Annotated in this window: 12 protein-coding genes; 4 read left to right on the top strand and 8 right to left on the bottom strand. The window is 61.0% G+C overall.

From position 1 onward, the window contains the following. Complete coding sequence (locus MF6394_RS20575; RefSeq protein WP_069558060.1) at positions 1-906, bottom strand: LysR substrate-binding domain-containing protein; 906 nt, start codon at positions 904-906, stop codon at positions 1-3. 183 nt (positions 907-1089) lie between these two features. On the opposite strand from MF6394_RS20575, the gene MF6394_RS20570 reads away from it, so the two are divergent. Continuing rightward, a complete protein-coding gene (locus MF6394_RS20570) occupies positions 1090-1428 on the top strand; it encodes a hypothetical protein (RefSeq protein WP_044273387.1) in 339 nt (112 codons plus the stop codon). A 49-nt stretch (positions 1429-1477) separates the two neighbouring features. Here the strand turns inward: MF6394_RS20570 and MF6394_RS20565 are convergent, their stop codons facing one another. Next, a complete protein-coding gene (locus MF6394_RS20565) occupies positions 1478-1714 on the bottom strand; it encodes a hypothetical protein (protein ID WP_032892208.1) in 237 nt (78 codons plus the stop codon). A gap of 226 nt (positions 1715-1940) precedes the next feature. On the opposite strand from MF6394_RS20565, the gene MF6394_RS20560 reads away from it, so the two are divergent. Next, the gene (locus MF6394_RS20560; protein WP_078467420.1) at positions 1941-2498 is read left to right on the top strand and encodes an NADPH-dependent FMN reductase; all 558 of its coding nucleotides are present in this window, start codon (positions 1941-1943) and stop codon (positions 2496-2498) included. Positions 2499-2611: 113 nt separating this feature from the next. Here MF6394_RS20560 and poxB read toward each other — a convergent pair whose 3' ends face one another. The 4 genes from poxB to MF6394_RS20540 form a co-directional block, all read right to left on the bottom strand. Beyond that, a complete protein-coding gene (poxB, locus tag MF6394_RS20555; protein WP_069558062.1) occupies positions 2612-4336 on the bottom strand; it encodes a ubiquinone-dependent pyruvate dehydrogenase in 1725 nt (574 codons plus the stop codon). A gap of 78 nt (positions 4337-4414) precedes the next feature. Next, positions 4415-5647: an NADH:flavin oxidoreductase/NADH oxidase family protein gene (locus MF6394_RS20550; RefSeq protein ID WP_078467419.1), complete on the bottom strand. Its 1233-nt coding sequence runs from the start codon at positions 5645-5647 to the stop codon at positions 4415-4417. 206 nt (positions 5648-5853) lie between these two features. Next, the gene (locus MF6394_RS20545; RefSeq protein ID WP_044273390.1) at positions 5854-6348 is read right to left on the bottom strand and encodes a DUF934 domain-containing protein; all 495 of its coding nucleotides are present in this window, start codon (positions 6346-6348) and stop codon (positions 5854-5856) included. Further along, entirely contained in the window at positions 6332-7990 is a 1659-nt protein-coding gene (locus tag MF6394_RS20540; protein ID WP_003190712.1) for a nitrite/sulfite reductase, read from the bottom strand. The genes MF6394_RS20545 and MF6394_RS20540 overlap by 17 nt, the downstream gene beginning before the upstream one ends. Before the next feature lie 426 nt (positions 7991-8416). Between MF6394_RS20540 and MF6394_RS20535 the strand changes: the two genes are divergently transcribed. After that, the gene (locus tag MF6394_RS20535) at positions 8417-9484 is read left to right on the top strand and encodes an ABC transporter substrate-binding protein (protein ID WP_047712144.1); all 1068 of its coding nucleotides are present in this window, start codon (positions 8417-8419) and stop codon (positions 9482-9484) included. On the opposite strand, the gene MF6394_RS20530 is transcribed toward MF6394_RS20535, so the two are convergent. Then, a complete protein-coding gene (locus tag MF6394_RS20530; protein ID WP_032892193.1) occupies positions 9481-9699 on the bottom strand; it encodes a DUF2970 domain-containing protein in 219 nt (72 codons plus the stop codon). The two genes, MF6394_RS20535 and MF6394_RS20530, sit on opposite strands and share 4 nt — an antisense overlap. 68 nt (positions 9700-9767) lie before the next feature. After that, positions 9768-14594: a dermonecrotic toxin domain-containing protein gene (locus MF6394_RS20525; protein WP_078467418.1), complete on the bottom strand. Its 4827-nt coding sequence runs from the start codon at positions 14592-14594 to the stop codon at positions 9768-9770. Between the two features lie 199 nt (positions 14595-14793). Here MF6394_RS20525 and MF6394_RS20520 point away from each other — a divergent pair, with 199 nt between their 5' ends. Continuing rightward, positions 14794-21966: an NEL-type E3 ubiquitin ligase domain-containing protein gene (locus MF6394_RS20520; protein WP_078467417.1), complete on the top strand. Its 7173-nt coding sequence runs from the start codon at positions 14794-14796 to the stop codon at positions 21964-21966. Positions 21967-22049: the final 83 nt, after the last annotated feature.

The following is a 22049-nucleotide window of genomic DNA, read 5'->3' as shown; positions in this document are numbered from 1 at the left end:
TTACAGTGCCGGCGAGCCCGCGAGCAGGGGCTGGGCTTTTTGCGCGACGATTTCCAGCAGCGCATTCAGCGCGGGTGTGGACGCGGCATTCTTCAACGTCAGTGCGTATAGGCTGACCGGAATGGGCGGTGATAACGGGCAGGTATCCAGCCCGGACTCCTGCGCACCGAAGGCGGTGAACGGGTCGACAATCGCCAAGCCTTCTCCGGCTTCCACCAGGCCGCGCATCATCGGGTAGGTTTGCACCCGCGTCTGCACCACGGGCAGTGGTCGCAGGGCTTGCAGCTTGGCATCCAGCAAGCGGCTGAGCGGGTCATGGCCTTCCAGGCCGATCAGCGACTGGCCGGCTAGGTCCTGCAGCGCAATGTATTTTTGCTTGGGCTTGAGCCAGCCATGGGGGGCCAGCAACTGTAATTTGCCTTGGGCCAGCACCGTGCTTTGGATCTGTGGATGCTCAGGGTCATGCAGGCTCAGGCCCACATCGGCTTCATGCAACAGCAGGCTGTTGATGATCTCGCCAGTGGTTTGGCTCGACAGGTTGCACGGCATGTCCTGGAAGCGTCGACGCAGCGCGGCAATGCTCTGGGGCAACAGTTGGTTGGCCAGCGGCGGCGTGCAGAGGGCGCGCAAGGGCGGCGCGTGGTGGTGTTTCAAACGGCTGGCAAGGCGTTGCAGCGGCTCCAGGGCTTCGTACAGAGCAGTAATTTGCGCCTGCAACTCCAAGGTTTCCCGGGTGGCTTGCAAGCGCCCGCGCACGCTGGCGAACAGCATGAAGCCCAGTTGCTGCTCAGCGTCCTTGAGGGTGGCGTCTACTTCGCCCACGGAGAGTTGCAACCACTCGGCGGCGGTGCCGAGGTGGCCGGTTTGCAAGATGGCCTGAATCACTTCGATATGACGTAAACGCATGGCCGGAGTCTATGTGCAGTGCGCAGGGGATTCAATGGCGCAGGCCTTCGTGCGTAAAAAAGACTGCCGGGGTCGTCCCAGGCTATGGCGTTCAGCCACGACCCCACTAGAATGACGAGTCTGATCAGCAACGACCCCTGCCGGTTTGCCGGTACTTAAAATAAAAAACAGGTCTGGTCTCATATGCCTCTGCCCTCGACGTTCTTCGGGGTAACGGCCAAGCAACTCCTGGTCCTGGTGACCGTGGGAGGCCTGGCGGCTTACTTCTTCAATCATCTGGATGAACCGACGCCGGACGATCTCGCACTGCAAGCCTTTATCCGCACCCAGCAACAGGTGGACGAGCAGGTGGGCGCAGTAGTGGGGATTACCCTGGTCAGGGAGGTCGAGGCTTACCCCGCGTACAACGCGCCGGGTTACAAGCGCTCGATGTATACGGTGCAAGGGGAGCGCGGCCAGTTGCTGGTGACGCTCAAGCAAGACGAGCAGGGCATAGAGGTAACGCAGATCCGCCGCCCATGAGCGTTCCCAGCCCAGTCGCCAGGACTGAGCAGGTGAACAAGGCAAGCGCTTACGATGCCAGCGTGGTTTCGGACTCGCGCACGAGAATGGTGCCCGACTGGATCAGTTTGAATTCGTCACCTTCCAGCTTTTCTACACGGTCGCCAATGGCCAGCTTGTAGGTCACGGTGGGCGTCGATCCCGCCAGGTCGCCTTGCGCCGGGTTGGATTCCTGGAACTCATGCACCGAATACACGCGGCCTTCCGCGTCTCTGGCATGAAACTGTCCAACAAGTACTGCAGCCATCTGTTTAGAACCTCTGGAGATAAACACTCGATTTGCGGTTCTGTAGACCGTCAGGGAGCGGGGTAGTTTACCTATAAGAAAAAATACTATTCGCTGATATTTTCAGACGCTTCCTACGCAAGCGCTTGCAAGGAAAACGTCGAGGGAATCCGCATAACCCTCTGGTGAACGCGCCGCGAAGCCTCTATAACTACAAGCTCCTTTATTCAGAAGTCGGGAAACCTCAATGAGCAAGGTCTACACGATTGCCGTCCTGGTGGGCAGCTTGAGAAAAGAGTCGATCAACCGCAAGGTCGCGCTGGCCCTGGCCGAACTGGCCCCTGCCAATCTCAAGTTGAACATTGTTGAAATCGGCGACTTGCCGCTCTACAACGAGGACATCGACGGTGCAACACCGCCAGCAGCCTACAGCACTTTCCGCAAACAAGTGAGTTCATCCGACGCGGTGCTGTTCGTCACCCCCGAATACAACCGCTCTGTGCCAGCTGCCTTGAAAAACGCCATCGACGTGGGCTCGCGCCCATACGGGCAAAGCGCCTGGAGCGGCAAGCCCGGGGCCATCATCAGCGTCTCGCCGGGTGCCATCGGCGGCTTTGGCGCCAACCACCACCTGCGCCAGTCCCTGGTGTTCCTGGATGTGTGGTGCATGCAGCAGCCGGAAGCCTACCTGGGCGGGGCGGGCAATGTGTTCGATGAGGCGGGGAAGGTGTCGGACAAGACCAAGCCGTTCCTGCAGGCATTCATCGATGCCTACGGCAAGTGGGTAGAAAAACAGAAGGCTTGATTTGGCAATGCGCTTAAATGTGGGAGCGGGCTTGCTCGCGAAGGCGTCGGTTCAGCAGAGACATGATCGACTGATACACCGCTTTCGCGGCCAAGCCCGCTCCCACAATGGATTTATCGAAGCCAGTTGGTGCGCGCCAGCTCTATGACCTCATCGCCGCGCCCGCTCATCACCGCCTTGAGCATATACAGGCTGAACCCCTTGGCCTGTTCCAGCTTGATGCTCGGCGGCATCACCAGTTCCTGAGTGGCGGTCACCACATCCACCAACACCGGTCCATCATGGGCCAGCGCACGGCGCAGGGCCGGCTCCAGGTCTTCGGATTGCTCCACCCGAATGCCCAAGATCCCCATGGCATTGGACATGGCCGCGAAGTCCGGGTTTTTCAGCTCGGTGCCAGTGTCCAGGTAACCCGCCGCCTTCATCTCCATGGCAACAAAGCCCAGGGACGAATTGTTGAACACCACCAGTTTGACCGGCAATTGCAGCTGCGCCAGGGAAATGAAATCCCCCATCAACATAGTGAAACCACCGTCCCCAGACATAGAGATCACCTGCCGCCCAGGGAATGCCGCCTGCGCACCGATAGCCTGAGGCATGGCGTTGGCCATCGAGCCATGGTTGAACGAGCCGATCAGCCGGCGCTTGCCGTTCATCTTCAGATAACGCGCCGCCCACACGGTGGGTGAACCGACATCGGCGGTGAAGATCGCATCATCATCGGCCAGCTCGCTGAGCAAGCGCGCCACATACTGGGGATGGATCGGCCTACCAGCCTTGGACGGTTGCGCCAGGTCATCCAGGCCTTGGCGGGCTTTTTCGTAGTGCTTCAGGGAGGTTTCGAGGAAGCTGCGATCGGTCTTGCGGGTCAAGCGTGGCAGCAGCGCGGCGATGGTTTCACTGACGTCGGCGGCGATGCCCAGGTCCAAGGTCGCACGGCGCCCCAGGGCTTGTGGGTTGCGGTCCACCTGGATGATCTTGGCGTCGGTGGGGTAGAACTGGCGATAGGGGAAGTCGGTGCCGAGCATGATCAAGGTGTCGCAATCGAGCATGGCGTGGTAACCGGAGCTGAAACCGATCAGGCCGGTCATGCCGACGTCGAACGGGTTATCCCACTCCACATGCTCCTTGCCCCGCAGTGCATGCACCACCGGCGCGCCGAGGGCGTCGGCCAGCGCCACTACCTGATCGTGGGCACCGGCACAGCCGCTGCCACACAGCAGGGTAACTTTCTCGCTGTTTTGGAGCATGTCGGTGAGGCGCTGCAAGTCCTGCTCAACCGGCACGGTGCGCGGTGCGTGCAAGGCTGGCCACGGTTTGAGCTTATCTTCCACTTCCAACAGCGACACATCCCCTGGTATCACCACCACCGCCACGCCTCGGTTGAGGATCGCCGAACGCATGGCACGGTGCAGCACCTGAGGCATCTGCTCGGGGTTGCTCACCAGTTCGATAAAGTGGCTGCACTCCTTGAATAGTTCCTGGGGATGGGTTTCCTGAAAGTAATTCAGGCCAACCTCCGAGGACGGAATTTGCGCGGCAATCGCCAGCACCGGCACATGGTTGCGATGGCAGTCGAACAACCCATTGATCAAATGCAGGTTACCCGGCCCGCAACTGCCAGCGCACACCGTCAACTCGCCAGTGGCCGCCGCTTCGGCACCGGCAGCGAAGGCGGCAACCTCTTCGTGGCGCACATGCATCCACTCGATGCTGTCCATGCTGCGCAAGGCGTCGGTCAGGCCATTGAGGCTGTCGCCGGTCAGCCCCCAGATACGCTTGATGCCTGCCTGTTCCAGGGTGGTCGCCAACTGCTGCGCCAAGTTGATTTTCGCCATGAGGAACTCCAATCGTCAGTGAGGTTGAAAAACTGCTGATCAGTAGGGGACAGTTCAATCACGGCGAATGCTCCGCCTTTAATGTGAAGATTGCGTCATGCTTGCGCGATACTGCCGCGTACGCCGCGCAATAAACCACTGGTCACACACCAGTGCCAGCCAGGGCGCCACGTTGGGGTTGGGCAGGCGGCCGCGGCTCAGGCGGCGCATCTGGTCGCGTACCACGGCGAGGGTGGCGAGGGCGGCCAGGGGTTTGCGCTTCCATTCCATGGGCCGCAGTTGTGGGTTGAGGTCGCGACCTTCACGCCACTGCTTGAGCAACTGCGGCTCCAGGGTCAGGGCGGTGGCGATGCCGGCCATGGCGATGCCGCTGTCCAGTACCTGCTGGACCACCGGTAAACGGCGAATACCCCCGGTCACCATCAGCGGCATGTTGGCGACAGTTGCCATTTCCCTGGCGAAATCCAGAAAGTACGCTTCACGGGACAGGGTGCGCCCGTCCCGGGCTTCGCCTTGCATGGCCGGCGCTTCATAGCTGCCGCCGGACAATTCAAGCAAATCAATCGGCAGTGCATTGAGCATCTCCACCACAGCGCGCGCATCGGTCTCATCGAAGCCGCCACGCTGGAAGTCTGCCGAGTTGAGCTTTACCGACACACAAAATGAAGGGCTGACGCTGGCCCGTACGGCACGGATGACCTCCAGCAGCAGGCGGGCACGGTTTTCCAAGGAGCCGCCCCAACGGTCGGTGCGATGGTTGCTCAAGGGTGAGAGGAACTGGCTCAACAAATAGCCATGGGCGCCGTGGATCTGCACCCCGGTGAACCCGGCTTGCTCGGCCAGGCGGGCGCTGGTGGCGAAGCGCTTGATGACGTCCTGGATGTCGTCTTCGGTCATGGCCTTGGGTGTGGCGAACATCTTGGAAAAACTGCCCACATCCAGCGCGATAGCCGAGGGTGCCAACGCTTGTTGACCTAGGTTGGCCATGGTCTGGCGGCCCGGATGGCTGAGCTGTACCCAGAAGTGCACACCCTTGGCGCGGGCTACGTCGGCCCATTCACGAAAACTGGCCAGGTGTTGCTCGTTTTCCAGCGCGACACCACCAGGGCCGGTCATGGCGCGGCGGTCGATCATCACGTTACCGGTGAGCAGCAGGCCGGGCTCGCCGTCGGCCCAGGTCTTGTACAGCTGCTTCAATGCTTGGGACGGTGCCTGGTGCAAGTCCGCCATGTTCTCTTCCATCGCGGCCTTGGCGATGCGGTTGGCGATGACTTGGCCGTTAGGCAGTTGCAGCGGTTCGAACGGTGACATGGGTTAACTCCTGAGCAGGGGAGGCCTCAGGCTAAGCTTAAAGTTAACTTTAATGTCAAGCGGAAGTCGACATACAGAATTGACGGGCGACAAACCTGTAGGAGCGAGCTTGCTCGCGAAGACCGCGAGGGCGCCACTACAGCCAGGCGACCTGCGTTATCGTTCAGGTTTTTCGCGAGCAAGCTCGCTCCTACAGGGACAGGGTGTCAGCGGCGGCGGAACAGTGGCAGGGGTTCATCGGTGGCCGCTTGATAGGTCACCGAGAAATCCTTGAGACTTTCCAGCGCTTCGTACGGGTCTTTGTCGGCGCGCAAGGCGAAGGCATCGAACCCGCAACGGCGCAGGTAGAACAGTTGGTCACGCAGCACATCGCCAATGGCACGCAGCTCACCCTTGTAACCATAACGGTCACGCAGCAGGCGGGCGTTGGAGTAGTTGCGCCCGTCGGTGAAGGCCGGAAAGTTCAGGGCGATGACTTGGAAGTGCTGCACGTCATCGCCGATTTCTTCGGCTTCTTCATCGGCGTCCAGCCACACACCCAAACCGCCGTCGCGGGCCTTGAGGGCGTGGCCGTGCTCGCGCCACAGGGCCAGCGGCACGATCAGGTCGTCGCAGTTGGAAATGCCGTCGAAGCTCGCGTCCTTGGGCAGCAAGTGCCAGGTTTCATCGACGACTGCGTTGTTCTTAATGATTCGCTGCATAGACGCGCTCCTTGAACAGGTCGATGCCGATGCGCTGGTAGGTGTCGATGAAACGCTCATCTTCGGTGCGCTGTTCGATATACACGTCGATCAGCTTGCCGATCACCTCCGGCATGGCTTCCTGGGCGAAGGATGGGCCCAGGATCTTGCCCAGGCTCGCATCGCGGCTGGCGCTGCCACCCAGGGACACTTGGTAGAATTCTTCGCCTTTTTTGTCCACGCCCAGGATGCCGATGTGGCCGACGTGGTGGTGACCACAGGCGTTCATGCAACCGGAGATGTTCAGGTCCAGCTCGCCGATGTCGAACAGGTAGTCCAGGTCGTCGAAACGGCGCTGGATCGACTCGGCAATCGGGATTGACTTGGCGTTGGCCAGGGAGCAGAAATCGCCGCCCGGGCAGCAGATGATGTCGGTCAAAAGGCCGATGTTCGGCGTGGCAAACCCGCCTTCGCGCAGCTCGCCCCACAGGGTGAACAGTTGGCTCTGCTCAACGTCCGCGAGGATGATGTTCTGCTCGTGGGAGGTGCGCAGTTGGCCGAAGCTGTAGCGCTCGGCCAGGTCGGCGACCGCGTCCAGTTGCTTGTCGGTGATGTCGCCTGGCGCTACGCCGGTGGGCTTGAGCGACAGGGTCACTGCCACGTAGCCGGGCTTCTTGTGCGCCAGGGTGTTGCGGGTGCGCCAGCGGGCGAAGCCTGGGTGTTGCTGGTCGAGTGCGGCCAGCTCGGCGTCCTGATTGCTCAGGGCCTTGTACTCAGGGTCGACGAAATGCTTGGCGACGCGGTGTACTTCGGCTTCGGTCAGGGTGGTCTGGCCGCCGCGCAGGTGTTCCATTTCGGCATCGACCTTCTGGGCAAACACCTCAGGGGTCAGCGCCTTGACCAGGATCTTGATCCGGGCCTTGTACTTGTTGTCGCGACGGCCGTAACGGTTGTAGACCCGCAGGATGGCGTCGAGGTAGCTCAACAGGTCCTGCCACGGCAGGAACTCGTTGATGAACGCGCCGACCACCGGGGTACGGCCCAGGCCACCGCCGACCAATACACGAAAGCCCAGCTCACCGGCGGCGTTGTACACCGGCTCCAGGCCGATGTCGTGCACTTCGATGGCCGCACGGTCCGAGGTCGAGCCATTGATGGCGATCTTGAACTTGCGCGGCAGGTAGGCGAATTCGGGGTGGAAGGTGGTCCACTGGCGCACGATCTCGCACCATGGCCGTGGGTCGATCAGCTCATCGGCGGCGACGCCGGCAAATTGGTCGGTGGTCACGTTGCGCAGGCAGTTACCGCTGGTCTGAATGGCGTGCATCTGCACAGTGGCCAGTTCAGCCAGGATATCCGGCACATCTTCAAGGGCCGGCCAGTTGAACTGCACGTTCTGCCGGGTGCTGATGTGGGCATAGCCTTTGTCGAAGTCGCGGGCAATCTTGGCCATCATGCGCGTCTGGCGCGACGTCAGTTGGCCATAGGGCACGGCCACCCGCAGCATCGGCGCAAAGCGCTGCACATAAAGGCCATTTTGCAGGCGCAGAGGGCGGAACTCTTCTTCGCTCAGTTCACCTGCTAAGTAGCGTCGGGTCTGATCACGGAACTGCTTGACGCGGTCCTCGATGATGCGCTGATCGTATTCGTCGTATACGTACATATAGGTCCTGTTCTCGGCAAATCTGCGCGCACGGCCGCGCACTCCCAACGGAGCCGGCGCACGATAACAGTTTGCGTATATGCGCAAAAGTGATGTTTGGGTATATGTAAATAACCAAACTGACTAATGAGAACCGTTATCGTCATACCCACATTTGTCATAGGGACAAGTGTGGTCTTTACTGTGATCGAGTCTGAGTGCAGTCACCTATAAAACCGACAAGAGGCGATGCGATGAGTAATTCCACCAAAGCCCGCAAACCCGACAGTACCGTGGACGCCTGGGCAATCTTGTTCCTGATTATCCTGGTGGTTGGAACCGCGGTGTTCTGGGTCAGCCACCAGTAAAAGCAGCACGTGGATTGAGCCTCGATTGAATATCTAATTGCCACTATCATGGCGATCTATGTTCAAGGTTCAGGCAACCATGTTGAAGGTTCTGATGGCGTGTGTGTGGTTGCTGGGGTCGGCGTACGGGGCAATCGCCCAGGCTGCGTCGGTGGTGTTTCTCAACCCTGGCTTGTCTTCGGAAACCTTCTGGGTCAGTTATGCGCAATTCATGCAGGCCGGCGCCAAGGACCTCGGCCTGGATTTGCGTGTGCGCTATTCCGAGCGTGACAACCAGGTCACCCTGGCCCATGCGCGGGAGGCACTGCTGGGCACTGAACGGCCCGATTACCTGGTGCTGGTCAATGAACAGTACGTCGCCCCGCAGATCATGCGCATGGCCCAGGGCAGCGGGGTGAAGTTACTGATCGTCAGCAACGCGCTGACGCCCGACCAGGTGCAGCTATTGGACGCCTACAACGACACCGGCTTGATCGGCACGATGGTTGCCGACGACGAGCAGGCGGGCTACCTGATGCTCACCGACTTGTTGCGCCAACACGGCCCGGTCGCTGCGGGCACCACACTTGACCTGCTGGCGTTTTCCGGCGCCAAGACCACGCCGGTCGCACAGTTGCGCGTGCAGGGCATGCAGCGTGCCCTGGCCGAGCACCCCGAAGTGCGCCTGCGACAGTTGGTCTACGGTGAGTGGAGCCGCCAGCGCGCATTCGAGCAGGCCAGCCAGCTGTTCAAGCGCTACCCGCAAACCGCACTGGTGTGGTCGGCCAATGATGAAATGGCGCTGGGTGCCATGCAGGCCCTGCAAGACAGTGGTCGCGTACCGGGCAAAGACGTGTTGTTCAGTGCGGCCAACAGCTCACCGCAGATCCTCGCGGCACGCCTTGATGGGCGCCTGAGTACCCTGGTGGCGGGGCATTTCACCCTGGGCGGTTGGGCGATGGTGTTGATTCATGATGAGGCCAAGGGGGTCGATATTGGCGCGCGTGGCGGTCGCAACCGCCAGCAAGCGTTGTTTCAGTTAATCGACGCCGCCCAGGCACGCCGGCTATCGGGCCCCCTGCCATCAGTGAATTTCCGCGCATTATCAGCGGTGGGCAAGCCTGCGTCCTACCGTTACCCGTTCAGCCTGCAACTGTTGCTGCGTTAAACCCCGGCCAGGTGCAGCACCAGCTTGACGATGCCAAACAGGGTCAAGGCAAACACCGCCGTGAACAGGATGCCCAGCAGCACAAAGTGGCTGGGCTTGCCGTGGGTGAAGTCACGCGCACGGTTCTTGCCGCTCTGCACGCCAAAGGCTGCGGCCATGACGCTGTGCAGCATTTGCCAGAAGGTCGGCGGTTTATTGTCGATTGGGTCGTCCATGCTTGCCTCGCGAGCCGGGTCATCCTACAGAGAATAGTTCAACCCTATCGGAACGTGCCTCGCACCGTTCACACTTCCAGGCCAAGGAACAGTTTCTGATCCAGCGGCGCCTCTACCAACGCTTTCTCCAGATTGATCACAGAGCGGTTATTGGCTCTGGCTTGCTCCATCAGTTCCTTGCGCGTGAATAGACGTTCCGCTGGGGTCTTCAAGTGCCCGAAATCAGGCTTTGAAACGGGCTGTTCGACGGAGGAGTAGTGAAAATGCGCGTACCACAGGTCCGCGTCTTCCTGCCTCATTCCGGCCTTGATTTTACGTTTGTCACGTATGGCATATTCGGTCAGGTAGTCACCGGCCTTCAATGGCACACGTTTTTTGACCAGGTTGATGTCGACAAAACCGTGGGTCCACAGATAGTCGATTTTGGCGGCTTTGGGGCGCTGTAACAGGTAGCCTTCTGCGCAGCGTTGACGAGCCTGTTCAGTGGCCGCTATTGCCTCGTCATCGTAACTTTTACGCAGGGCAATGGCGCTTTCGTCAGTCGCGTTTTTGAGCTCCTCGGCAAGCGCTTTGAATTTTGCCGCATGCTGACTCAGCATCACGTCCCAATCATAGGGGTTCACGACCTCCCGCTGCTCAAGGTCGCGCAGTTTTCGTTGCTGGTAGCGAATACGTTCATCAATACCTTGCCGCTCGTCTTTGATGGCTTGTGCGTGCGCCCTAATTCTTTTCAAGGATCGAACCACAGGCGCGGGCGTTTTAGTCGGCACGCTGGCGGGCTCGACGATTTTCCACACGCCTTCGCTGGCATGTTCGTGGTAAGAGGCAATGATTGTGTTGGTGAGCGGGTCCGTGATATCGACATAATTGCCCGGTTCATCGGGCTGTTGCGCACGCACGTCACCCACCAGGCTTTTCTTGTCTGCGGTTTTGATAACCCGTCGGGTTGCGGCTTTTTGGCGTTTGGCTTTGTCGAGCGCAGGTTGCGGGGCAATCTTTTCTTGCGCGAGGATCAAGTTGGCCAGTTGCGCCTCCAGGCTCGAACGTGCCTCGTTCAGATGTGCCAGGTACGAAACACGGTAACCCTCCCTTACAAAGCCGGAGCGCATGTCGTGCAACGAGGTGACCGCGTTCTCTAGCTGCTCATAGCGCTCTAGGACGCCTTTGAGCACAGCGATTTGTTCCGCCGTCGAATAGCCTGCGGTAGTGCGCATCTCGGTATGTGCAAGCACGAGGCTGGCGATTTGGGCGTCAGTGAGTACACGAATGAAAGGAAACTCCATCACCCTCACAGGGCGATGGGTGCGATTGAACACCAGATCGGTGAACACCAGCATGACATGTTGCTTGATGGCCACTGAAGAGATGTGTTGATCGGAAGGATTATGCTCCAGGAACAGCCGGCGCTGCCCAGGATCAGCCTGCTTGAGAAGGGTTTCGATGTGTTCAGCCGGTTCAATCATTTGATTGAGCGCCGCTACTTGCTGCTTTTTAGTGTCAATGTATTCGTCGTAGGCATGGGTGATGTTTTCAGCAAGTTCACGATTGGCGCGCTCACCGAGTTCGCTGGCGTTTTCGCCGGTGTCGCTTGCCAGGGTGTCGGCCATTTTTTGCGCCAGGCATTCAAAGACCGAACTCCAGTAGCTATAGATGATTCTTGTGGCTTTATCTCGTGCGGGTTTGTGTGCGGGGTTGGTGCGATCGGTTTGCATCAGTTCATCGGCCTTGGCTTCGATTCGCTGCATCAAGGGGATCAATGCCCGGCCGTTTTGCTGGTAGTTATCGAGTGCCGTTTCCCACTGGGCCCTGGCGTGCGCCGTACTGACGCGCCTGGCCGCATGCCGTTGGGTCACCCTGAGGTGCAGTTGCGGGATGCCGGTTGAGGTGCCGAGCAGTAGCCAGTCATCCCTCAGGCGCTTTGCCTGGTCGACCAGATTGGCGCGGGCGGTATTCAAGGCGGATTCAAACCCGGTGGTAACGGTCACTGAGGCGTTCATTTCCACGAGGAGCGCGGCGAATTCTTGCGTTAACGACTGTATTCGTTGCTCACGTGCAGACAGCCACTTATTGAGACTCTCTCTGGGCATCCCTCCCTTCAACCTGGCTCGTCGGTCCAGACGCCAATGCCCCTGGCCATCGCTGGTCAACCTGAAGCCCGGACGCTGTGGGTGCTGCGGATGGACCAGGTAAACCTCGCCAAACCCCGGCACCACACTCACCTGAAACAACATCCCGCCGACGCTGGCGTGCCAGGCTCCGTCGATGCGGTAAAGCCCTTTCAACGCACCGCTTGGCTGCGCAGCGGGTAAGATGGCGGGCCAGGGCACATGCACCTCGACCAGCGCCTTGAGTAACGTTGCACTGGCCATGGGGCTGGCGAGCGAACGGCTGAAGTCCAGGGCGGTATGGCCGCTGGCCGGTGGCTCGCCGGGGAGTGCGACCGGGCCATGACGCACCACCGCGGTGCTCTGAACGCGTGGCAGGCCGACCGGGCGGCGCCAGGTTTGCAGATGCAGGGCGTGGTCTTGCGCGCCAGGTTCTGCCAACGGCCGCGCCGAGGGCGAGGCAGCGTGCAACAGCACCATCGCGGTGTTGAGCAGTAGATCGATCAGTGCCACCTCACGGGTGGTTGGGTCATCGCTGTCCAGGCCCGCCAGGTCCTGCGCCAGGCTACCGACCAGTACCATCAACCAACCCGCCAGCATCGCCGGCCCTCGCACCAGCGGCAGTAGCAGGCTATTGAACAGCAACCAGGCGCCTTCCATCACAAGGGCCCAGCGGCTTTCACTGTTGGACACTGACTCGCGGTCCGCCAAGTCCACCAGCGCTCGCGCCGTGCTGCCGAACAGGTGGTTGAGCAGTTGCCCGTTGACCTGCGATTGCAGCCATTCACCCGCGCCCTCATCGACCGCCAGGGTAGCGGGCTCGGGTTTTTCAAGCACGCTGAGCTCGTCGCCAGGCAGGAAGCGAATCAGGTGGGGTTCGCGGATACCGCCGTGATCGTAGATCGGACGCGCCTTGTCGCTCAGCCAGGTCAATACGCTGTCTTGCAAGGCGCCGGGGCTGGCGAGGGCATCCAGCAGCGCCTGGCGGGTCGGGTACTCATGCAGCGCATCGGCGTACAGCGGTTGGTACAGCAGGTGCGGGCCAATGTTGGCATCGCGCGGTTCGATGATAAACGCATTGCTGACTTCATCGGGTGAGGCCCCGGGCTTGCGGCACAGAGCCAGAGGGCGCAGGACGATCTCCTGGCCGTCAACGAAACGCTCCAACGGGCTTTCACCCATCAACGCCTTTACGTAGCGATAACCCGCGATGCTGACGCCATGCTGTCGACGGATCTTGAGTTCGAGCGCCTGCATCGGCAACCTGACCTTCAGCGCGCGGGTAAACAGCGCTTCTCGCCGGCGCGCATCGGCGGTGTCGGACAACAGCGTGTCCTTGATGTTCTGCGGATAGGCCGTGCCGATATCCACGCGCTGGATCAATCCCGAGGCCCCCAGCACATAGTCCTCTGTCAGCCAGGACGGCAAGGCCTGGGCGCCCTTGGCCAGTATTTCCAGCGTGCCGCTGGGCTTGCCGGCCAGGTTCTTTACCGCCAGCTCGGTCAGTGACAGGCGCACATGCTCGACAATACCGGCGCCGCCTGGGTAGCCGGCACCGATCGTGAAGTCCAGCACCACGTCGTCGGGGTCGTAGTCGCCATGATCAGCTTGCATCTGTTTGCGCAAGGCGGCGCGGCTGAAGCTGTGCAAGTCTTCGATGCCCTGGTTGAAGGATTGCCCCTCGCTCTGTTGCAGCACCAGTGCCATGTCCTGCAGGTGGCGATGGTAGGCAAAACGGTCAGCGTTGTCGGCCTGGCTGAGCCAACCCGGCAATTGGCCGCTCAGCTGGAGAAGAAATGGAGCGGGGGGGACGGGCACGGGGGTAAAGAAAATCGCCGGGTCGGTGAGGGTTTCCAGGCGCCGGCCCAGGGTTATTTCGTCTTGCCCCTGGAACGTCAGCGTTGCGAGGTCTTGCAGCTGCTGGTTGAGGATCAGGCCCGCTTGTTGGTCGAATACATTGCCGTTCGGTTCGTTGCGTCGCCAGGTCATGCTGTCGAACGTAAAGCGCGCTTGCATCCGCGCCGCCCAGGATTGGCCGAAAGCATCGATGCAATCGAAGGTCTCGATGTGCCCGGCCAGGCTGTACAGCAGCACCTGCTTATCGCGCACCAACAGCAGGTCGGGTGTCAGCAGAAGTGCTTCCTGGCCGGCGCGGTTGAAGGTGTTTTCGATGAAGTACACATAGGTGGCGGGCGTGGAGCGCGGCAGGCGCTCTGCCAACACCGGCCAGGCAGCGACGACCGCCAGCATGTCGCGCTGGGTTTCGTCCAGATGTGATGAGCGTGCGGCGGTGGCGGTCATCTGACCGTGGAGAAAGTCGCTCAGCCATTGCCAGCGACTGCGGCCATGGTTGTCGACGCTGCTCCAGTAGCCCGCCAGGTCGTGCTGCCAGTGCAGGTACAGCGACTCGGGCAGCTCATCGAGGAGACGCGCGATGACCTGCATGTCGATGAGGGCCGGCGCCTGTGGCTTGAGTATCCTGGGGGGCTGCTGGGTCAGGTAGTACGGCAGCTCGCGCTGCGGGTGCAGGTCCATCAACTGTGGTTTCAGCACATGCGCGATCGCAAACTCCATCAACGAGGGGTAGGTGTAGTGCCCCTCGGCATGGGGGGGGGCGAGCTTGACCGAGCGCAGGTCCAGTTGCAGCGTTGGATAGTGCTCCAGAATCCCCCTGCGCAGGGCGTTGAATACCACCGAGTACAAGGCTGGACGCGATGCGAAACGGGTGTGGACCGCCTGGGCAGGCAGTTGCTCAAAAACAATTGGAGGGGGCGGAGCGGGGTTGGGCATGACGAAATCCATTGTCTGTTTGAATTCGAGGGTGGTTGGCACCGTTCTGCGGGCCAGCCATAGCAAATCGAATTTCGTCACCGCACCGACGGTATAGGGATACCGCCGACGGCGCTTGAGCCGCCGGGCGCCATATATGCACCGCTTGGCGCGGCACCCAGCATGGTGTTCTGGCACTCCATATCAAAGGAGTGACCCGATGGCTGATGTAACCCAACCTTCCTCGCCTGCCGCGACGCAGAGCTTGCACGGCGACTTCCTCGAACGCGCCAGCCCCTCCTGGCTGATCGAGGCCATACCTGCGCGCAAGCAAGCGCTCAAGGACGCCGCCACGCCGCAGCCTGCCTGGCTCGAAAAAGCCTCGCCCGAGCAACGCAAGGCATTGGCGGCCAGCTTCCTGGCGAGCTTTACCGCACAGACCCAGCTGGACAAAACCATGGCCAGCTTCCAGGACATCGACGCCTTCGCCAGGCCCTTGCTGCTCAAGGCGTTGAAGGATCAATACCAGGTGGAGGTGGACGTCGATAAAACCTTGCTGTGCCTGCGCCGGCCCCTGGCGGTGGGGATTATCGAAGTCGAGGTGTCGGACTTCCAGTTCCTGAAGCTGTCGATGCTGGAGGCGGCCCTGCACAACTTCGAAGCTTATGAGTGCAAGGAAGGGGCGTACCACAAGACCTCGGGGTTCATGGAGGCGACCAGCACACCCGGTACCTACCATTCGGTGACGCTCAACCTCAAGGTCAGCCAGTTCCTCAGCCTGTGCCGCAGCCTGGACATCGGCGCCAAATACCAAGCGTATCTGCAGTCGTTTTTTTACCCTGAGGAGGGCGCTGCACACGTCACCCTGCGCGAGCACTTCATTGCCAGCCAGAAGGCTGCATTGAAGGCCGCCGCCGAGCAGGCCGTGTTGACTGGAGACATCCAGCCCGCCGACCAGCGCATGATTCTGTCGGTGATCGAGGGTGAAATTCACCCGTGGATGGGCGACAAGCAAGTGTGGTTCAGGACCCTGGGCCTGATGAAGCTCAGGATGACCGGCTGCATGGTGTTCTTGATCTGCAAGAAATACACCTACCCCGATGAGCTGATCATTTACATCCCCCAGGATCCGGTGCATCCGCTCAAGCGCTATACCTGGGCGCAAATGGAAAAAGAGTTCAAGCGCCTGTTTACCGAGCGCGATGCCGACAAGCGCGCCGACCCTGCGCCGACGCCGTACCAGGCATTCTTCAGCCGGTTCGTGCCCTATGCAAAGCGGGCTTACTACTTCAGCCAGTTCACCCAGAAGGCCGCCGACTCCCCGACGGACATCTGGCGCTCGCCATGGAAGAAACTCCTGGACTTCACCACGCCGCAGTTCATCACGGGCATCAAGGAGTTGCCACCCCAAGCGCCTGCCAAACTGGAACCCAACAACGCCCCCTATCTTGCGCCGTCTACACGCACCCGAGCCGGCAAGGGCATTTGGGCGGCGAACATCGACCCCTGGAAGTATTTCTATGAGCAACATCGCGAACAGTTGATCGCCGACGCCCGCGCCCACGCGGTACCCACCGCTGAGGTGGATGCCAAGGCGCGTGACGCCAAGCTCGCACACCTGCTGGAGATCGGCATGCTTGGGCTGAACATCGCCTCGATGTTCGTGCCGGTACTCGGCGAGGTGATGATGGGAGTGATGGCCGGGCAGTTGCTCTATGAGACGCTGGAAGGCGCGGTAGAGTGGGGCGAAGGGGATTTGCAAGCGGCCAAGGCGCACTTGGTGGACGTCGCCGAAAACCTCGCGCAGATCGCGATTATGGCCGGCGTGGGCGCTGCGGTCAGTTGGCGGGCAGCCAAGGCGGAGCCTGTGATCGAAACGCTGAACGAGGTGACGCTGCCCGATGGTCGAACCCGGCTGTGGCGAGCCAGCCTGGACCGTTATGCCAGCCCGGTGGTGCTGGAGAACACGCTGAGTCCCAATGCCCTGGGCCAATATGTGAAAGACGGCAAGACCTATGTCCGCCTCGGCGCCCAGGCTTACGAGCAGACGTACGACACGTCGCTGCGCAAATGGCGGATCAAGCACCCCAGCGATCCCCAGGCTTACCAGCCAATCCTTGAACATAACGGCCACGGGGCCTGGCAACACACGTTGGAGCGCCCGCTGGAATGGGACCGCCTCACGCTGTTACGGCGTATCGGGCATGCCACCGAAGGCTTCACTGACGAGGCATTGCTCAAGCTGGCGGATATCAGCGGTGTCAGCGACAACACCCTGCGCAAGGTGCACGTTGAGCGCACGGTCGCGCCGCCCGAGCTGTTGGAAGCGATGCGCTTGTTCAAGGCGGACACCGCCGCCGCTGACGTGATCGAGCAACTGGAGGGCAGCAAACCCATTGATGAGCTGTACCTGTATGCACTGCCCTTGATTGTGGAAATGCCCAGGTGGCCCCAGGGGCGGGCGCTGGAAGTTATCGACGGCCCGGCGTTGACGGCCAAACCGGTCAAATATGGCGCCGGGCGTTCGCGCATTGGCGCGACCATCAAGGTCAGCCGTGAGCATATCCTGGGCGGCGAACTGCCCGAGCGTATTCTGCAGGCCCTGGATGAGTCCGAGCGCGTGAAGCTGCTCGGCGCCGAGGCGGCGCGGGTGAGCGAGGCGCGCACGCTGGAATTCAGCAAGCAGCTGGCCGACTATGCTCGCCAGCGCAAACCGGCGATTTTTGACAGTATCTATACCGGCACCGAAGCGGTGGACCCGCGTGTGCGCCGGCTGCAGCGTAATTGCCCCGGGCTCAGTGAATCGGCGGCGCACGCCGTGCTCGAACACGCCCAGGCGGACGAGCTGGCAGCGTTCGACAGCGCAACGCGCGTGCCCTTGAACATGCTGGAGGAAGCACGCTGGTATGCCCGCCAAGGGCGCCTGGTGCGCGCCTATGCCGGCTTGCGCCGCGAAGCCATTGCCACGGCGGACACGCGCCGGCTGGCGCTGCATACCCTGCAGACCTTGCCGGGCTGGCCGTCGACGCTACGCCTGCAAGTGCGTGATGGCCGTGTCGACGGTGCGTTGCTAGACAGCATCGGGCCTGAGGCTGCGAGTGAGAAAAAGTACCTGGTCAAACAGGGGCCAGCCTACCAAGCCTTCGATGAGCGCGGTGAAGCCCTCAATAGCCTGCCCAGCCATGGCGATAATTTTTTCGCCTCGCTGATGCATGCCTTGCCTGATGATGCACGCCAGCGTCTGGGCGTGCCGCAGGTGAGCCAGCACGCTGCGCTGCAGGCAAAAATCATCGAACAGGCCGATGCCTATCGCATGCAAGCCGTAGAGTGGCTGGAACCCAAGACCCGCTGGTTCAAACCCCCTGTGCGCGTCAACGGCGTGCTCAAGGGCTATTACGCCAGTGGGCGCGTGCCGGACCATCGTCAAGCGGTTATCCGCGAAGTCCGCAAGATCTACCCGGATTTGACCGACGCCCAAGTCGATGACTTTATCCTTGAGCTGCGGCAGGCGGGCAACGACGTCCGGGCGATTGCGGAGCGACTCAGGGCGTTGTTTGAAGAAAACCGCCAGATGCAGGCAACACTGGATGACTGGATCAGTCGCGCAGCGCCCGCCGAGCGCCATTACCACCTGTTGGCCGCCCAGGCCCTCAAGCGCAGTTGGCGCCAGGCCGTGCTGGCCGGCAAGGTGACCGGTGCCGAGGTCTTGTCGCTGAACCTGGATACGCCGCTGCCGCCCCTGACCGCGAATTTTTCCCATGTGCGCGAGTTGAACGTCAGTGGTGCCGCCTTGCATGACGGTAATATCGACGAGTTTCTGCGCTATTTTCCCAAGCTTGAAAGCCTGTCCATCGAAGCCACCCAAGGCTTGCGCGCTGAGCGCGTGCCACGTCCGTTGTTGACCAACGTGCCGTTCTCGCTGGCGCGCCTGGAAGGCCTCAAGCACTTGAAGCTGACCTTCAGGGCGTCGGAGCTGGCGGAGCAGTTTCCCGCCAGGCTGGCAACATTGACCGGCCTTGAGCGCTTGGAGATCGGCTACTTTGGCTATCAGAGCGCACGCCTCGACAGCCTGGACCTAACACCGCTGAACCAGCTCAAAACGTTGAAAGTCGTTGCGCCTAATGTGACGTTGCAATGGCCGGCTTATGTCCAGCAACTGGCGCTGCTGGAGCGCCTGGACCTGGCGCAAACCAAAGTCCTCAAACTCCCGGACAGCCTTTACACCGGGTATGAGCGGCTGTGGCGCGGGCTGTCGCTGGACTGGTCGCAATTGAGCTATGAAGCATTCAAGCCGGCCTACGAACACGTCAAGAATTACGCCGGCACCGCGGGTCCGCACCTGGTGAATCTGGATGAAATGGTCAGAGGTTTCGCCCAGGGAGAACTGACGTTGCTGATGGGCGAAAAGACGGTTGCCGAGCGAGTGGCCAACGCGCTCATGAGCACCTGGAAGACCCCGCAAACACGCATGAATGCGCTCCAGGCGCTGCGCGAAGAACACCTGGGTATCTTCAAACAGTTTTATCAGCCGTCCACGCTGCTGGGCATCAGGCACAAGTTTCGCGTAGCGCACTGGGAGGCGGGGTATAACGCGCGCATCCTGACGGCGCTTGAGAAAAGCTGGAGCTGGGCCGTGCGTAAGCGCTACGGGGTCAAGCTCGACGATGAGCTCAGCGGGCAGGTCGATACGTTTGACGGTTCGGTGTTCGAACTGCCAGCCTTTGACCTGCCTACCGCTGCCGAGTTGAGCAGCGATAAAATTGACGAGTTGCCGGTGTTGCCAGCCGGTACGTTTTCCCATGTGAAAACGCTCAAGCTGAGCTGGCTCGAGGATGTGCCCGCCGACCAGCTCAAAGGCTTTGTCCACGCGTTTGGCGGGGTAGAGCGTCTGGAAGTGCGCTACAGCCACCTCAGCGACGTACCTGTCGCCACCGACGTGCTGCCTTCCCTGACCCACCTGAACCTGTCCGATAACCATATCGTGGTGACCCCAGCGGTGCAGGCTCAATTTGATGGGATGAAGAACCTGCAGGTGTTGAACCTGCAGTACAACCGGCTGGGGCGTTTGAATGTCAGCGCGATGACGAAACTGACCGCCTTGAATCTGCGCGAAACGTTGTTGCAGGCATGGCCGACCGGTGCCGAAAACCTTGCGCAGTTAGCCTGCCTGGACATACGTGACAACGCGTTGACGAGTGTGGCCCCAGGCGCCCTGAGCCACGCGGATATGCTGTTGCGTACTGAACTGGCGGGTAACCCGCTGAGCACGCAAGGTGAGGCAGCATTGACGGCGGCGCGTAATCGCATCGAGCGGCAGAGGGGGCTGCCAGAAGGCGCATTGAGCCGTTTTGCCCTGGCTCAAGAGCCCTGGCCATTTCCGCCCCCGGAGACGGCTGCGTCGTTGTCCCGGTATTTATTGCCTTGGCGGGAGCTACCTGAAGACCCTGGGTACCCCCTCAGCTTCGTCGTGCGCTTGCGCCGTGTGAATGCCATGTTGAACGATGAGCAAGGAGCGGCAAGGATCGAGCAGTTGCGCCAAGCCGGCATGAGTGACGCGCAACTCGATACGCTGCTCAGTCAATGGCAGCGGACCTTTGAGGCACTCACGCGAACCTTGAATGGCTGGGTATTCAGTCGAGAAATACGGATTGCCGATGGCGACACTGTCGCGTTCACCCGTACGCGAGCGGCAGAGTCTATCCGCTTTTCCTGGCAGCAAGGCGTGACGGCGGGACGCACCGGGGAGGTGGGGGACACATTGAGCCTGAGGGCGCTGAGGACCGGCGATCTGCCCGCGCTGAACCTGGCCTTTGACCATATCCGCACGCTCGATTTAACCGGCGTCAGGCTGACGGCCCAAGGCAGTAACGAATTTCTGGGCGCCTTCACGCGGGCAAACCGCCTGATACTCAGCGGTAACCAACTGTCAGCACTGCCTGATGCGGTTGCAGGCATGACGCAACTTGAACGGCTGGAACTGGCCACCAACCTGTTCACAGAGGCACCCGCTCTGCCCACCCAGGCGGGCGCCGAGCGCTTGCGCTGGCTGGACATGAGCCACAACGACCTGGAGGCGTTCGATGCCAGCGCGTTCAGTCGCCTTGAGACGCTGGACCTGAGCTACAACAGCCTGTCGACATGGCCTGATGGGGTGTTGGCCGCCCCGCACCTGACCCGCTTGGACCTGAGCGGCAATGTGCTAACCAGCTTGCCGCCCGGCCTGCTCAGTGGCGCCCATGATGCGTTGGTGGCTGGTACCGACTTGTCGGGCAACCACACCTTGACGCTTGCTACCCGGGAGGAACTGTACCAGTACGCCAAAATGCACCAACTGACCAATTTGATGGGGTTTCACCGCGTAGAGCTTGATGCCTGGCACCAACGCTTCGACGCCGGTTCCGACAGCGATTCGGACTCCGGTTCCGACCCCGATTCCGATGACTCGGACGGCGATTCCGGTGGCGATCCGGGCGCTGCCGTCGAGCCCGTGGAGGCGGTGCCCGAGCTGCAGCGCACGGTGGCCAACGCGTCGCTGGAGCCCTGGCTGGAAGGTTCCAACCCTGGGCAGATAACGCAGCGCACGGCGCTGTGGGTGCTGCTGGCGCAAGCCCCTGACCATGACCGGTTTTTCTGGTTGATATCGAGCCTGCGCCTGACTTCGGAGTTCAACTTCAACCGCGCCAGCCTGACGCAGCGCGTGTGGGATGTGATCGAGGCCGCCACCACAAATGCCGAGTTGCGCAGCCTGTTGTTCGTCGAGGCTGAAACCCATGGCACCTGTATTGACGGGCGTATCCTCACCTTCAGTCAGATGGAGGTGCGGGTCTTCGAGTACCGAGCCCTGCACGGCATCCCGCTGCAAAGGCCTGATCTTCGAGGGCGAGCGCTGCTGGATTTGTCGCGGCAGTTGTTCCGGCTCGACCGGGTCGATCAACTGGCCGAAGCGTCGGCCACAGGCCTGGACCGGGCCGAAGAGCGCTTGAGGTATCGCATCGGCTTGACTCGTGGCTGGCCCGACGGTTTGGAACTGCCGGGGCAACCGGAGTACATGGCCTATGGTCGCCCGATCGAAGGCACACGGCGCGCGCAGATCCAGGCCAGCATCCTCGCCCAGGAAGGCTCCGATGAGTTCATCGAGTACCTGGTCGCTCAGGATCATTGGGCTCGGTACCTGCAAGAGCGCTACCCCGAACAGTTCGATGCGCTAAACAAGGAGCTTGCGCAGAAGTACGAAGCGTTGGAGGACGAGCACGCCGAGCGCGCCGATGCCCAGAGCCTGCGCCGCTACGAAGAAGCGCTGAATCGGCTCGAGGTGGAGCGGGCGACCGCGCGTAACCTGAAATTGATGCAGTTGTCGCGCATGGAGATACAACGCCTGGCCAGCATCCGCTGAGAACTAATGTGGGAGCGGGCTTGCTCGCGAATGCGGTGCTTCAGTCAACTTATCAGTGACTGACACTCTGCTTTCGCGAGCAA

It is taken from the genome of Pseudomonas sp. MF6394 (assembly GCF_002018845.1).
GTDB classification, from domain to species: Bacteria; Pseudomonadota; Gammaproteobacteria; order Pseudomonadales; family Pseudomonadaceae; genus Aquipseudomonas; species Aquipseudomonas lactis.
This window is presented reverse-complemented; position numbering and strand designations above follow the sequence as displayed.